We start from the raw sequence: 14,398 nt of genomic DNA, 5'->3' as shown, positions 1-14,398 counted from the left end.
CAATAAACTTACACTCTAAAGAGCAAATCCTCGTAGCTTGGGAATGGCTTGTAGTCTTCTCCAAGCAAAGGCTCAATTTCGTCAGCTACAGCGCGGGCTTCTGTCATTGCAGGAATAACTGTGTCAACATAAGCGCGGGCAATTTTCATGCAGTCGCCGGCATTCTGGGCAGCTTCGTGGAGCTTGTCAAGTTTTGCAGCTTTTTCTGCCAAGCTGTTTACAAGAGTGTCCAGCTTAGAAAGAAGTTCTGCCTGCGCACTTGCCTTTGCACCCGGAACAACAGATTTGAGGTCAATGGCAGTCTTGCTTACTGCGTCCATGTACTTGAATGCAGCAGGAAGAATATCTTTGCTAATCATCTCAAGCATTGTCTGGACTTCAATGTTCAGAATCTGTGCATATTTTTCAAGCTTGATTTCATAGTGGCTGTTCATTTCAACATCTGTATAAACACCCATTTCTGTAAAGAGCTTGACGTTCTTGGAATCAAGGTAGTGAGCCATTGCATCAGGAAGAGTGCGAAGATTCAAAAGTCCGCGTTTTTCAGCTTCATCAACCCAGCTTGAATCGTAGCCGTTTCCGTTGAAGATAACTCTCCAGTGCTTTGTAACTTCACGCTTGATAAGCTCAGCAAGAGCAGTGTCAAAGTCAGTTGCCTTTTCAAGCTCATCTGCAAATTCCTTGAGAGTATATGCAACGATTGAATCCAATGTTGTGTTCGGACCAGAAATTGAAAGTGAAGAACCGCATGAACGGAATTCAAATTTGTTTCCAGTGAAAGCAAATGGAGAAGTTCTGTTGCGGTCAGTTGAATCTTTTGGAATTGGCGGAAGAACGTCAACTCCAATTGTCATCTTCTGTGCTCCATGCTCGCCAAGAGGCTTTCCGTCTTTTATAGATTCAAGAACAGCATAAAGCTCATCGCCAAGATACATTGAAATAATTGCTGGCGGCGCTTCATTTGCTCCAAGACGGTGATCGTTTCCGGCAGAAGCAACAGAAATTCTAAGCAAGTCCTGATTTTCATCTACAGCTTTAATTACGGCTGTAAGGAACAAAAGGAACTGCGCGTTTTTCTCTGGAGTTTTTCCTGGCTCAAGAAGGTTTTCACCAAGGTTTGTAGACATAGACCAGTTGTTGTGCTTTCCGCTTCCGTTAAGACCTGCAAAAGGCTTTTCGTGAAGAAGGCAAACAAGACCGTGGCGGCGCGCAACTTTCTTCATAACTTCCATTGTAAGCTGGTTCTGGTCGGCAGCAAGGTTTGTTGTTGTGAAGATTGGAGCCATTTCATGCTGAGCCGGAGCAACTTCGTTATGTTCTGTCTTTGAAAGAATTCCATACTTCCAGAGAGTATCATTCAAATCTTCCATGTATTCAACAATGCGAGGATTAAGGGCGGCAAAATACTGGTCGTCCATTTCCTGGCCTTTTGAAGGTTTTGCGCCAAACAAAGTGCGTCCTGTCATGCGGAGGTCTTTGCGCTGGCTATAAAGTTTTTGGTCAACAATAAAATATTCCTGCTCTGGTCCTACTGTTGTGGCAACATGAGTAGCGTCTTCATTTCCGAAGAGCTTAAGAATTCTAAGAGCCTGTTTGTTAAGCGCTTCCATTGAACGCAAGAGCGGAGTCTTTTTGTCCAACGCTTCGCCTGTGTAAGAACAGAAAGCTGTAGGAATACAAAGAGTGTGCTCCTTTACAAACGGATATGCAGTTGGATCCCATACAGTGTAACCGCGGGCTTCAAAAGTTGCACGGCGACCTCCGCTTGGGAAAGAAGAAGCATCCGGCTCCCCCTTTACAAGCTCCTTTCCGCTGAAAGACATGATAACAGTTCCGTCATCCTGGGGAGTGATAAAGCTGTCATGCTTTTCCGCAGTAATTCCTGTGAGCGGCTGAAACCAGTGTGTAAAATGTGTTGCGCCCTTTTCAATTGCCCATTCTTTCATTGCGTGAGCAACCTGGTTCGCTACATCGATTTTAAGCGGTTCGCCATCATCCAAAGTTTTTTTCAAAGCCTTGAATGTTTCCTTTGGCAGACGTTCTTTCATTACTTTCTGATTGAACACCATGCTTCCAAACAATTCTGGTACATTTGTAGACATTTGCTAACCCCCATTATAAATATAAAACAAAGAAGGCGATGTGATTGAACGCCAAGAAAACTTAGCACTCAGCCACATCGCCTTTGATGTTTACACGGACTACTCTAATTAATTCACAAAAAAATGTCAATGAGTTTTTGAAAAGAAATTTCAAGGAAATTAAATGCAGTTTTTGCAAAGCGGACTTCCATACGATGTGGAATAACACTCTTTTCCGCATTTGCAGCAATATCGTTCTGTATAATCCATATTCCCAAACTGCATCCAAACCTGATAGCAGTCATCACACAACGGTTTTTTTAAATCGTATGAAATTTTTGCTCCGCATCTAATGCAAGTTCCTTCTGTTATTTTTATATTATTCAGCGACACATCAAAATTATTTTCTTCAGTAATTCCAATTGATTTTTTTATAACTTTTATTACTTTTGACAAGCCGTTTCTAATTTCTGAAGTTGTAAATCTTAAAACTACATATCCTAAATTTTGAAGTTCGCGGTCAATGCTTCTGTCTCGCACAGCCTGATATTCAGTTCTTTCATGATAAGTATGCCCGTCAGTATAAATGCAGATTTTTTTGTTATCTGATTCCAAATAAAAATCAGGAATTGTCAAAATATTTTCTGGATCTACAGGCTCTGGAAAATGAGAAACTGTATTGTCTTTATTTATTCTAAGCTGAAGTTCAACTTCAATATTGTTTTTTACAAGAGCTTTTAGCAAATCTCTTTCAAGCGGACTTTCACAAACATTACAGCATCTGTAGCATTCTTTTAATTTTAACTCGCAGTCTTTGCAGTCAGAGTCTCTATCAATCTTTTTTCTTATCTCTTGAGCTTCTTTTATAGTGCAGTTGAATTTTTCCATGATTGGCTTATATCCAAGAACATCTACAATATCATCCAAAAGTTCTTTCATATCTGGTTCATAAAGTTTTTTTGAAACTTCTATATCACCAGCCAACTGAAATGAAATTTTATAACAGTCAATTTTTGAAGAATCATCTTTTTTTGCTTCAACATCAATTTTTACTTTCAATTTTCCTATCCTTATTGATAGAAAACTTTAATTCGTTTAGCAAATTTAGTAAATATACCCTTATAAACAATATTATTTTTCTCTCCAATTAATTATCTACTTTCCTCATCCTCTTCCAAAACTGACAGCTTTGTATCTTGGATAAGTTCGATTCCGTCTTTTGCGTTCAGCGGAGTTACAACTTTTTTGCCTGTTTTTTGCTCAAGTTCAACTCTGGCGTTTTTGGCAATTGTTGCGCCGTCCACCGCATTTTGTATATGCTCGCCAAAATTCTTCGGATTTTTTTACTCTGAAATTTCTTTTGTGGAAAGCTCGGCAAGCATATTTAGGACAAGCTCCTTGTTTGTCATATTGTCCCGAAGATTCTCTTTTTTTAGACCTTTAAATTCCTTGTATTCCTTTGCAGTCTTTCCTGCCCAAGTCTTATAAATTATATCCGTAAGAGTCGCAAACTGGACGCCTTCTTTTAGACCGTGCTTTTTCCATTCATCGGTAATATAAATTAATTTCACATTAACAACCCTATATCGCGAGTTTTGCGGTAGCAAAACTCGGTAAGTTCGCAAAGCGAACGACACTTATCCAGTTTTCTGAATATCCCAATGCACGGTATTCCTGCAATGCCCGCTGAATTCCCTGCTCCGGGTCTTGTATTTCATCAAGCCGCTCCTTTGCGACCTGCGCCATCCACAATTTGAACGGCTCTGCTTTGGGAGAAGGAATTGACTGAATTAGGCGGAAAATGCCTTCAGATGTAGCAGCCTGAATTTCTCTTGATTTTCCATCTTTTCCTTTCATCCTAACTGGGGTACAAATTGTACCCCAGTTAAGGTTCAACTGCTCATCCTGAAAACGCATTTTCTTTATATATTGTTTTGGGTCTTTACTGTCTGTAAGAATTTGAACTACATCAACAACGCTGAAATACCATTCTTCCTTTTCGCTGTCCCAGACGGTGCGGACTTTCTGTTCACCAAAAAGTTTGATTTGTGTTTTTGTTTTTTCTCCATCAACAAGCATAATTTTTCCTTTGATTTTATTTTGCTAAAATTGGGATTCGTTAGAATCCCTTAATCCGTGTGGCAATCATGGCAATATTCTTCTATGTATTTATTACTTCAATTATTATAAAATATACCAGTTTCCAAAAATAATTGACAGCAAAACCGCAATCCATTAATCTAAAAAAATCGTCGCATAAAAATTGGAGGAAAAATGTCCTATACAAAAGAAGAAGTTATTGAATTTGTTCAGATGGAAGATGTCAAATTTATCCGCCTTGCATTCTGTGATATTTTCGGAAACCAAAAAAACGCCGCAATTATTCCAGACGAGCTTGAACGTGCATTCAAAGAAGGAATCGCATTTGATGGTTCTTCGATTGACGGCTTCACAGACGAAGCGCATTCCGACCTTTTTCTTTTTCCAATTCCTTCAACACTCACAGTTCTTCCGTGGCGGTCAATTTCCGGAAAAGTTGTGCGTATGTTCTGCGAGATAAAAAAAAGCGATGGAACTCCATTTGAAAAAGACTGCCGCAACATTTTAAAAAAGGCCGTTAAAGAGGCAGAAGAAAAAAATCTAAAAGTGAACTTCGGCTCTGAATGCGAGTTTTATCTTTTCCAGACTGATGAAAAAGGCAAGCCAACAAAAATTCCTTTTGACAATGCAGGCTACATGGACGTTGCTCCAGAAGACAAGGGCGAAAACATCCGCCGCGAAATCTGCCTGACCTTGGAGCAAATGGATCTTCATCCGGAAAATTCTCACCACGAGGAAGGACCAGGGCAAAACGAAATTGACTTCCGCTATGGACAAGCTCTTGCCGCCGCAGACAACACAATGAATTTTATAACAGTCGTAAAAGCTGTGGCTGTGCGCAACGGACTTTATGCGGATTTTTCACCAAAACCTCTTCTAGAAGAAAGCGGCAACGGATTCCACATAAATATTTCTGTGCAGGAAAATTCCGGCAAGGAAGTTCAGAACGCATTTATGGCGGGAATCATGGCGCACATAAAGGAAATCACAGCTTTCTTAAATCCAACAGAAAATTCTTATGAGAGGCTCGGCTCAAGAAAAGCTCCAAAATATGTAAGCTGGGCGCACGAAAACAGAACTCAGCTTATTAGAGTTCCGTCCGCAATAAATTCCCACAAGCGTTTTGAAGTCCGCTCCCCAGACCCAATGGCAAATCCGTACATCGCATATTCGCTTTTAATTTACGCCGGACTTGACGGAATTGAAAAAGACATGAAGCTTTGCGAGCCAATTGAAATGAACCTTTCAACTGCAAGTCCCGAAATAACTTCAAAACTTGAGCGTCTGCCTGAAAGCCTAAGAGAAGCCGTAGAACTTGCTAAAAACAGCGAGTTTGTAAAAAAGCATCTTAGCGCAGATTTCACTTCATTCTTCAAAGTTTAAAAGGACGCAAAATGATTCCTTTAAAAGGCAGAAGAAAAGTTCTAATTGTCTCTGAAACACAAAGTTTTCACGACAATATTTCTTGCATACTACCCAAAAGTGATTTTTTCCCGGTTTTCCATGCGTCCTCTGGAGGAGAGGCGCGCAGGCTTTTACTTGAGCTTCCTGTTGACATTCTGATTGTGGACTCGCCGCTTCCAGACGAACATGGAATTATGTTTGCTGAAAGTTTTGCTGATTTAAACATTGGAATTTTGCTTCTTGTAAAAAGCGAACTTTATGAGGAAACTTCGTACAAAGTTGAAGAGCAGGGAATTGTAACTTTGCCCAAGCCTAATTCACCTGAAATGTTTTTTACAGCAATAAAAATGCTTTCCGCTATGTCGTTCAGGCTGCAAAAAATGGAAGCAAAAAACAAGACGCTCCAAGAAAAAATGCAGGACATAAGAACTGTAAACAAAGCAAAATGGCTTTTAATCGAAAATCTGAATATGACAGAAAGCGATGCCCATAGGCACATAGAAAAACTTTCAATGGACAACCGCCAAAGCAAGCGTGAAGTCGCTGAAGAAATAATAGAACGCTACGATTCGTAAAATATCCTGAAAAAAAAAAGCCGGGTAACTGAAGTACACAGGGTAGTAAAACTTATCTGTCATTCTCGCACTTGATGCGGGAATCTCCTATGGGAATACATCTAATCAAGGTACGCTTACACTCAAGACCTTGACTTAGCCGTTTTTAGGGTTTTGATAAACCCTAAATAATATTGCCGGATCAAGCCCGGCAATGACAAAAAGACAAATCCTATAATTTTATTGTTCGCCAAGGGCGGCGGCTACAAGTCCAAGGAACAATGGGTGCGCCTTATTCGGGCGGCTCTTGAATTCTGGATGAAACTGAACGCCAACATAGAAATTGTTCTTGTCATATTCAACAGTTTCTATAATATTTCCGTCTGGCGAAGTTCCGCTTAAAGTAAGGCCGGCATCTTCAAGAGCGTTTCTAAAATCATTGTTGAACTCATAGCGGTGGCGATGGCGCTCAGAAATTTCTTCTGTCTTGTAGCACTTGTACATTTGAGTGCCTTTTTTGATTTTGCATGGATAAGCACCCAAACGCAGAGTTCCGCCTTTGTTCACGGATTCACTTTGGTCTGGCAAAAAGTCAATTACTTTGTGCGCACTGTTTTCATCAAATTCACCTGAATTGGCATCTTTAAATCCGCAGACAGAACGGGCAAACGCAATAACCGCAATCTGCATTCCAAGGCAAATTCCAAGATAAGGCAAATTATGCTCACGGCAATAATCAGCGGAAGCAATCATTCCTTCAATTCCGCGCGAACCGAATCCGCCAGGAACAATCACGCCGTTGCATCCACCAAGAATATCGTCCACGTTTTCTTTTGAAATAGACTCGCTGTCAATCCATTTTATGTTCACATAAGAGCCAAGTTCATAACCTGCGTGCTGCAAAGCTTCCGCAACAGAAAGATAAGCATCATGGAGCTGAACATATTTTCCGACAAGACCGATTGTAACTTTCTTTGTGCGGTTTTGAATTTTTTCAAGCATATTGTTCCATTCAGTTAAATCGCAAGGAGGAACAGAAAGATTCAGCTCGCGGCAAACAATGTCTGAAAAGTGAAGTTTTTCAAGCATAATCGGAGCCTGATACAAAACTGGCAGCGTAAGATTTTCAATAACACAGTCTGGCTTTACATTGCAGAACATGGCGACTTTGCGGAAAATGCTTTCTTCAAGTTTTTCATCGCAGCGCAAAACAAGAATGTCCGGCTTAATTCCAAGCCCCTGGAGTTCTTTTACAGAATGCTGAGTAGGCTTTGTCTTATGTTCATCAGAACCATGAAGAAACGGAAGAAGCGTAACATGTATATAAAGCGAATTTTCACTGCCAACTTCAAGACCAACTTGGCGGATTGCTTCAAGGAACGGCTGGCTTTCTATGTCGCCTGTTGTTCCTCCGACTTCTGTAATAACGATGTCTGCGCCGGAAGTTTTTCCAACATTGTAAATAAATGATTTTATTTCGTTTGTAATGTGCGGAATAACCTGAACTGTTTCGCCAAGATATTCTCCGCGGCGTTCCTTGTTGAGAACGTTCCAGTAAACTTTTCCAGAAGTAAGGTTTGAAAATTTATTCAAGTCTTCATCAATGAAACGCTCGTAATGTCCAAGATCAAGATCTGTTTCCGCGCCGTCATCTGTAACATAAACTTCACCGTGCTGGTAAGGACTCATTGTTCCAGGATCAACATTGATGTACGGATCAAGTTTTTGTGAAGCAACCTTAAGTCCGCGCGACTTGAGCAGACGTCCTAAAGATGCAGCTGTAATTCCTTTTCCAAGTCCAGAAACAACACCACCTGTAACAAAAATATACTTTGTTGATTTCATAGCACGCCTTCCTATTCAAAAAAAAATCCGCAGACTACAAAAGCAATCTGCGGCATATAGTCGCTTTAAATTACAATGTAAGCTAGTATGCCAAAATTACGCCTTACCGTCAAGATTGAAAACCGTTCATTTAAAGCGGCTCTTCTGCTTTTATTGCAAAAAGCTTTATTCCTTCACCAGAAAATTTTTTCTTTATTGCCTTTATTACAGCCTGCACTTTTGGAAAATCTTCATCCTCAACATAGCTTACAAGCACAAAATTTTTTTCAGGCCAAGTTGTATTTCCAAGCTTGCGGTCATTTCCTCCGCGGCCATAAACAAGCGGAAACTTCGTGTACAAAATATCAGGAACGTATTCTTCCAAAGCTTGAGTAATATCGTCTTCAACAGATTTATTTGAAATTATTTCCACACGCTGCATTTATTTTTCCTCCGGCAAAGCAAGTTGAACAACAGGCTGCTGCATTTTCTTTTTTTTCATTACAAAAGTGTAAAGCACAGGAATAAAGAAAAGCGTTATAAATGTGGAGCTTGTAAGTCCGCCTACAACTGCAACGCTTATAGGCTGAACCATTCCCGCGCTTCCGCTTGAAGCAAAACACATCGGAATCATTCCAAGAATTGTTGTAAGCGTTGTCATCAAGACAGGCCTAAGCCTTGAGCATCCGGCTTTATAGCAAGCATCCTTTAACGGCATTCCGCGTTCCACAAGAAGATTCGTGTAGTCAACCAAAATAATTCCGTTGTTTACAACAATTCCAACGAGCATTACAAGTCCTACTGCGGAAAGCAAGCTGAACGACTGCCCGGTAATTTTATAAATAAGAATAACACCAATCGCAAGAAACGGAATTGTCATAAGATTTATAAACGGAGCTTTAAAGCTTTCGTAAGTCGCCGCCATTACACCAAATACAAGAAGAATTGCCATAATCATAATTTTTGCAAAAATTGCCGTCTGCTCTTTTACATCTTTCCAAGAACCTTCGTAGCTTACAGAAACGTTGTCAGGAACAATAAACGAATTTTTTATTCCTTCCTTGATTTTTTCTTCAACAACATTTGCATTTTCATCCGAAACAATATCAGCAGTAACATGGACAATGCGGCGTCTGTTTTCACGGCTAATTGTAACAGGACCATAGCCTTTTACTGCTCTTGCAAAATTGGCAACGCACACACGTCCGTTTGTGCCGTTCACATAAATCTGCTCAAGGTCAACAACTTTCTGTCTGTCTTCCGGACGGAGCATTACATAAACTGTATAATCGTCTCCATCTTCACGATAAGTCGTTGTAGAAACTCCTTCTATGCTAGCCTGAATTTCATTTGCAACAGTGGCAACATTCACGCCAAAACTATATGCGCGCTGCCGGTCAATTTCAACTTGAACCTGCGGAAGCCCTTCGTCTGTATCAACGGAAGATTCTCCTATGTCTGGAATGGCTGCCATGACTTCTTGAATTTTTTTTGCAACATTAAGCGCGCTGTCCAAACTAGAGCTTCTAAGAACAACGTCTATGTCATCTCCTGTCATCTGCTGGCGTCGGCTCTGCCCAAAACTAAAGTCAACTCCTGCAAATTCAGTAAAATGCTTTCTGAGTTTTTGCTTTATTGTTTCGTCATTGTCAATCTGCTCATCCGAATTCGGCAGGGAAATTTGAATCGTTCCATTGTACGAGCCTGAACTTCTCCAGCTTGAGCCGATGCTTGTAATTATATTTTTGTAGCCTTTGATTTCACTCTTTACAATTTCCTCAAATTTTAAAACAACATCCGTAGTTTCTTCAAGCGAAGTTCCAACAGGAAGTCCAAGTTTTACAGAAACGCTGTCGTCGTGTCCGCCAGTCATAAGCTGAATTCTCAAAGTCGGAATCAGCATAAAAGAAAAAGCAAGAGCCGTAACGCAGACAACTACAGTAACGCCGCGACTGTCCAAGGCTTTTTTTAGAAGCTTTTCATATCCAAGGGAAACAATGTCCTGCGACTTTGTGAATATTCCGTACAAAACTTTAAAGAAGCGGGACTTAACAGGCTTTTCATTTCTGTTTGTAATTGGAAGAAAATGTCCTGCCAAAACCGGAACAAGAAAAATCGCAACAAACAAACTGCTTACAAGAGCAATTACAATTGTAAAAATAATTCCCTTGAACATCTGCCCCATAAACCCCAAATCCTTCATAAAGAAAAGAAACGGAACAAATACGCAGATTGTTGTAAGGTTTCCTGACACAACAGAAAGAATCATTTCCGAGCTTCCAAGAACAGCGGCAACATTTGGCTTTGCGCCTCTCATTCTGTAAGAATAAATGTTATCAATCATAACAACAGAAGCATCAACAACCATTCCAACACCAAGAATCAAGCCAGTGAGCGTCATCATGTTCAATGTAATTCCGGCAAAGTTCATGCACAGAACTGTTATTATAATTGAAAGCGGAACAGAAATCGCAATGATAATCGTGGTTTTTATAGCGCACAAGAAAACAAAAAGAATTACAACCGCAAGCAAAAGTCCCTGCCACGCCGAATCAAAAAGCGTATTCAATGTATCGCGGATGCTTTCTGTATCATCGCGGATTATTTCAAGCGAAATATCAGCAGGAAGAGTTTTTTCAAGCTCGCTGATTTTTTCATAGACAGCATTTGCAACCGCAACGCTATTTTCTCCAGACTGCTTTGTAATTGAAACGTAAACACCGGGAAGTCCATTAATGTAAACAACATTGCTTGCATCCTTGTATCCCATGAACGCGCGGCCAATATCGCTAAGTTTTACATCGTAACCGTTCTTTGTTGTAATAACAGTATTGTTTATCTGGTCAATGCTTGTGTATTCGCCTGTTGTGCGGATGGAATAATCCATTGAGCCTTCTGTGATTGTTCCGCCGCCAATTTCAAGATTCTGCTTTGAAAGCGAAGACGAAACTTCAGAAAGAGTAAGATTGTAAGCCTGAAGCCTATTCTGCTCAAGCTCCACACGGACAATCTGGGTTCTTCCTCCCATCGACTCCGCCTGTCCAACACCTTGCGCCTGCTCAAGAATATCAACAACCTGATCTTCCGCAATTTTTTTAAGCTCATCAACTGAACGGTTTCCGCGCACTGCAATTCTCATAATTGGCTGGCTGTCAGAATCCATTTTAAAAATTGTAGGCGTTACATCGTCTGGCAGTCTTCTTGTAATGCGGTCGAGTTTATCGCGCACATCGTTAGTCGCAATATCAAGATTTGTTCCGTAATTGAATTCAAGAAAAACACTGCTTCTTCCTTCCGAAGATGTCGAAGTTATTTCCTTTAAATTGCTAAGGCTCACAAGCGCATCTTCAATCAAAGTCGTAACAGATTTTTCAACGGATTCAGGACCGGCATTTTCATAAGTCGCAGAAACCATCAGGTACGGCATATCAATATCCGGCATAAGAGAAACCGAAGTATTGCCCAGACTGAAAATTCCCATAAGCCCAAGCAACGTGAAAACCATCAGTGTAAGAACTGGATGCTCAAGAGTTTTTTCGCTGACCATTTTTTACTCCGCATTTAAACCGCTTGATATATTGCGGACTTTGCTTCCGTCAGAAACAGAAGTCATACCTTCAACTACAACTTTTTCGCCTTCGTAAATTCCAGAAACAACTTGAATCATATTGTCCACAGAATTTCCAAGTTCCACTTCGCGCAAACTTACTGTGCTGTCATCTTCGTTAAAAATGAACACGCAGTCTTTTCCGTTTTTTTCAACAACTGAATTTAGCGGAACCACAACATTTCCTGCATAGTCAGCTGTAAAAAGCGTAAGTTTTGCAAACATTCCGGCGTTTATTCTTGAATCAGTTTTATTGAACGACAAAAGAATTTCTTTTGTGCGGCTTTGAGAATCAAGCACTGGCGAAACTTTTTTTACCGTTGCAGAAAATGTTTCATTAGGATAGGCTTCGAGAATTATCGTTGCCTTTAGTCCGCGCTTTAAAAACGAAACGTAACGCTCTGGAACTTTTGCGCGGATCTGCAAATTGGAAACATCGCCGATTGTTGTAATCGCTGTGGAAGACGCGACTGTAGTTCCGATTTCTTTTGGCGTAGAAGTTATCATTCCGCTGATTGGAGCATAAACGGAACTGTTCACATAATATGCGCCCGGCTCGCTTGGATCAACTTCCGCAAGAACATCTCCTTTTTTTACAGTGTCGCCAAGAGCAACATAAACTCTCGCAATTTTTCCGCCGATGTCAGGATAGCAGTCAACAGAACTTTCGCACTCAATTTCTCCATTTGTGTCAACATAAGCATGCAATGTTTTTTGCGCAGCAACCATAGTTCTTATGCTCGCTGCTTCCTGTTCCTGTGGAAGTCCGCCTTTTGGAGGAAACGGATTTTTCTTTGGCGCAAATTTTATCGCAAAAAAAGTTCCTGCCAAAATGCACACGCACACAAAAGAAACAACAATAAATGATGCTTTTACTTTCATAATTAATTCTCCAAAGTTCCAAACGGAATTCCAGCCGCATTCTCCAAGTCAAGAACGGCACATATCAAATTGTAAGCCTCAGAAATTAAATTCACTTTTGCGGAAAGAAGATTGTCCGAAGCAGTTTGAAGCGAAAGCAAATCTTTTGTTCCGTGGCTATAGGATTCCAAAGTCATTTCGTAAGTTGTCTGGGCAAGCTCAATGCTGCTTTTTCTAAGAGAAATATTTTCCAAGCACTGATTTATTTTGTTCATCAAAGTTGAAATATTTACTTCAAGCGAAACTTTAGCATCTTCAAGCTCCAGCTCAAGACTTTTTACTGAATCTTTTTTTGACTGAACATTGAGAGAACCGCTTGACCACGGAAGAAATCCGTCCAGCGGAATCGAAGCCTGCAAACTCAAAGTTCCGTTGTCGTCCCAATTTGAGCCGCCGTCAATAGAAGAATAATTGTAAGAATAAGAAGCTGAAAGGCTTGGACCGTAAGCTGTGAACCGAGAAGCAAGCAATGAATTTTTTGCGCTGTCAATCTGTTTTTGCAAAGATTCAATACTGAATGAATTAAGATCCATTCCTTCAATTGAAATATTTTTTAGATTAAGAATATTTTCAAATGAGCCAGAAAGTGAAATTTTGGCATTCTGCGGAAGTCCCACAAGCTGCTTAAACGAAGCGATTGAATTTTCCATTTCCGCATTAAGAGATTTCAGTTCAAGCTGATCATTCTGATACGAAACCTGCGCACTCAAAACATCAAGCCTTGATAAAGTTCCGCGCTTGTATTTTGCTAAATTTGATTCATATTGATTTTTTGAAGTTTCAAGGCTTTTTTCTTTCAGCGAAATTTCTTCAATTTTATAAAGAAGAGAATAATAATTTTTTCTTACATCAAGTTCCACAGAGCGCAAATCATTTTGATACGAAAGCTGCTGCTGGCTGTAGCTCAACTCGGCGTTTTTTGCAGAAGTATAAACAGAAGGCGACAAAGTTGCATTTAAAGAAATTCCTGCGGAAAGACTGGCTTTGTCATCAGAAGAACTTGGAATATTTTTTGAATAGCGTCCAGTTCCAGAAATCGACGGACTTATAGAATTCCATGAATAAGTGGACTCGCGTTTTTTTTCATCAAGATTGATTTCACTTTGCTTTATAGAAACATTATTTTTTAGCGCGCTTTTTACTGCGTCTTCAAGAGAAAGCTCAATAGTATTTTCATCCGCAAATGCAAATGCGGCAATAGAAAAAAACAAAACAAAGATTTTCTTTTTCAAGCATCCCATGCTTTTATAATACTGAATTTTCCGCATAAGTTACAAAGTAAATTCCTGTTATGCACGGTAATTTATTGTTATTTTACAAAAAGACAACACAAAGTAAGTTTTAAGAATATTCACGAATTTAAAAAAGGCAATAAAGATTTTATATTTATTCTCTACATATATACAGTAAAAATAAAATATGTTACAACGAACAGGCGGTTGTCTCCCAAAACTCAATCAGCTTATGCTGAAATTTGATTATGGGAGGCTGGCATGACTTTAGACCTTGTTTTAGCAGTTGCTGCAATTATTAGTTGCATTGCTACTGTCGCAGGCACAGTTATTGCCGCTCTCGCTTACCTAAAAAATAAGTAGAGTAAAAAATAGCCGCCAAGTTTGACCCACTGCGGCGGCTATTATCGCATTTAGTGGAGATAACCCAAAATTCGGGCATTTCCTTTCATTTAATATAACATATTGGTGTCATGCCGTCAAATTCCAGCCGAAATCCGAACATTGAAACTGCGCTTCTTTAAATCTATAATCAGAGCATGAATACTTTTTATGGAATTCTGATTCCTTTTCTTGGAACCACATTGGGCTCAGCCTGCGTTTATTTTCTTGGGAAAAGTTTAAATAAAAATGTCCAGAAATTTCTTTTGGGATTTGCATCTGGAGTAATGGTTG

12 protein-coding genes are annotated in these 14,398 nt (G+C 39.9%); 2 read left to right on the top strand and 10 right to left on the bottom strand.

The window, feature by feature from the left end; translation table 11 throughout:
* Window positions 1–8: 8 nt before the first annotated feature.
* The 5 genes from B3209_RS04370 to B3209_RS04350 all read right to left on the bottom strand — a co-directional run bounded on the left by B3209_RS04370 (window position 9) and on the right by B3209_RS04350 (window position 4,160).
* Window positions 9–2,102 (bottom strand): glutamine synthetase III, encoded by a 2,094-nt coding sequence (locus B3209_RS04370; protein WP_296663294.1) that lies wholly within the window; start codon window positions 2,100–2,102, stop codon window positions 9–11.
* Window positions 2,103–2,261: 159 nt separating this feature from the next.
* Window positions 2,262–3,140, bottom strand: coding sequence for a DUF559 domain-containing protein (locus B3209_RS04365; protein WP_296663288.1), 879 nt, complete (start codon window positions 3,138–3,140; stop codon window positions 2,262–2,264).
* Window positions 3,141–3,232: 92 nt separating this feature from the next.
* Window positions 3,233–3,385, bottom strand: coding sequence for a hypothetical protein (locus tag B3209_RS04360; protein ID WP_296663285.1), 153 nt, complete (start codon window positions 3,383–3,385; stop codon window positions 3,233–3,235).
* 39 nt (window positions 3,386–3,424) lie between these two features.
* Window positions 3,425–3,652 carry a hypothetical protein gene (locus B3209_RS04355; RefSeq protein WP_296663283.1) on the bottom strand — a complete coding sequence of 76 codons (228 nt, stop codon included), beginning with the start codon at window positions 3,650–3,652 and terminating at the stop codon, window positions 3,425–3,427.
* A 10-nt stretch (window positions 3,653–3,662) separates the two neighbouring features.
* Window positions 3,663–4,160 carry a BRO-N domain-containing protein gene (locus tag B3209_RS04350; protein ID WP_296663278.1) on the bottom strand — a complete coding sequence of 166 codons (498 nt, stop codon included), beginning with the start codon at window positions 4,158–4,160 and terminating at the stop codon, window positions 3,663–3,665.
* Between the two features lie 195 nt (window positions 4,161–4,355).
* Here B3209_RS04350 and B3209_RS04345 point away from each other — a divergent pair, with 195 nt between their 5' ends.
* Both B3209_RS04345 and B3209_RS04340 read left to right on the top strand, forming a co-directional pair.
* Window positions 4,356–5,564: a glutamine synthetase family protein gene (locus B3209_RS04345; protein WP_296663276.1), complete on the top strand. Its 1,209-nt coding sequence runs from the start codon at window positions 4,356–4,358 to the stop codon at window positions 5,562–5,564.
* Between the two features lie 11 nt (window positions 5,565–5,575).
* Window positions 5,576–6,160, top strand: a complete 585-nt coding sequence (locus B3209_RS04340) for an ANTAR domain-containing response regulator (protein ID WP_296663273.1) — start codon at window positions 5,576–5,578, stop codon at window positions 6,158–6,160.
* 219 nt (window positions 6,161–6,379) lie between these two features.
* On the opposite strand, the gene B3209_RS04335 is transcribed toward B3209_RS04340, so the two are convergent.
* The 5 genes from B3209_RS04335 to B3209_RS04315 form a co-directional block, all read right to left on the bottom strand.
* Window positions 6,380–7,984: a CTP synthase gene (locus B3209_RS04335; protein WP_296663269.1), complete on the bottom strand. Its 1,605-nt coding sequence runs from the start codon at window positions 7,982–7,984 to the stop codon at window positions 6,380–6,382.
* A 130-nt stretch (window positions 7,985–8,114) separates the two neighbouring features.
* A complete protein-coding gene (locus B3209_RS04330; RefSeq protein ID WP_295798522.1) occupies window positions 8,115–8,405 on the bottom strand; it encodes a PG0541 family transporter-associated protein in 291 nt (96 codons plus the stop codon).
* On the bottom strand, window positions 8,406–11,510 hold the full coding sequence (locus tag B3209_RS04325) for an efflux RND transporter permease subunit (protein WP_296663265.1): 3,105 nt from the start codon (window positions 11,508–11,510) through the stop codon (window positions 8,406–8,408). It lies immediately after the preceding gene.
* Window positions 11,511–11,513: 3 nt separating this feature from the next.
* A complete protein-coding gene (locus B3209_RS04320; protein WP_296663263.1) occupies window positions 11,514–12,452 on the bottom strand; it encodes an efflux RND transporter periplasmic adaptor subunit in 939 nt (312 codons plus the stop codon).
* A gap of 2 nt (window positions 12,453–12,454) precedes the next feature.
* A complete protein-coding gene (locus tag B3209_RS04315) occupies window positions 12,455–13,732 on the bottom strand; it encodes a TolC family protein (RefSeq protein WP_296663260.1) in 1,278 nt (425 codons plus the stop codon).
* Window positions 13,733–14,398 lie beyond the last annotated feature (666 nt).

It is taken from the genome of Treponema sp. UBA6852, from assembly GCA_002449305.1.
Classification (GTDB): Bacteria; Spirochaetota; Spirochaetia; order Treponematales; family Treponemataceae; genus Treponema_D.
Note: the sequence above shows the minus strand (reverse complement) of the source record. Positions and strands in the feature narration are given on the sequence as shown.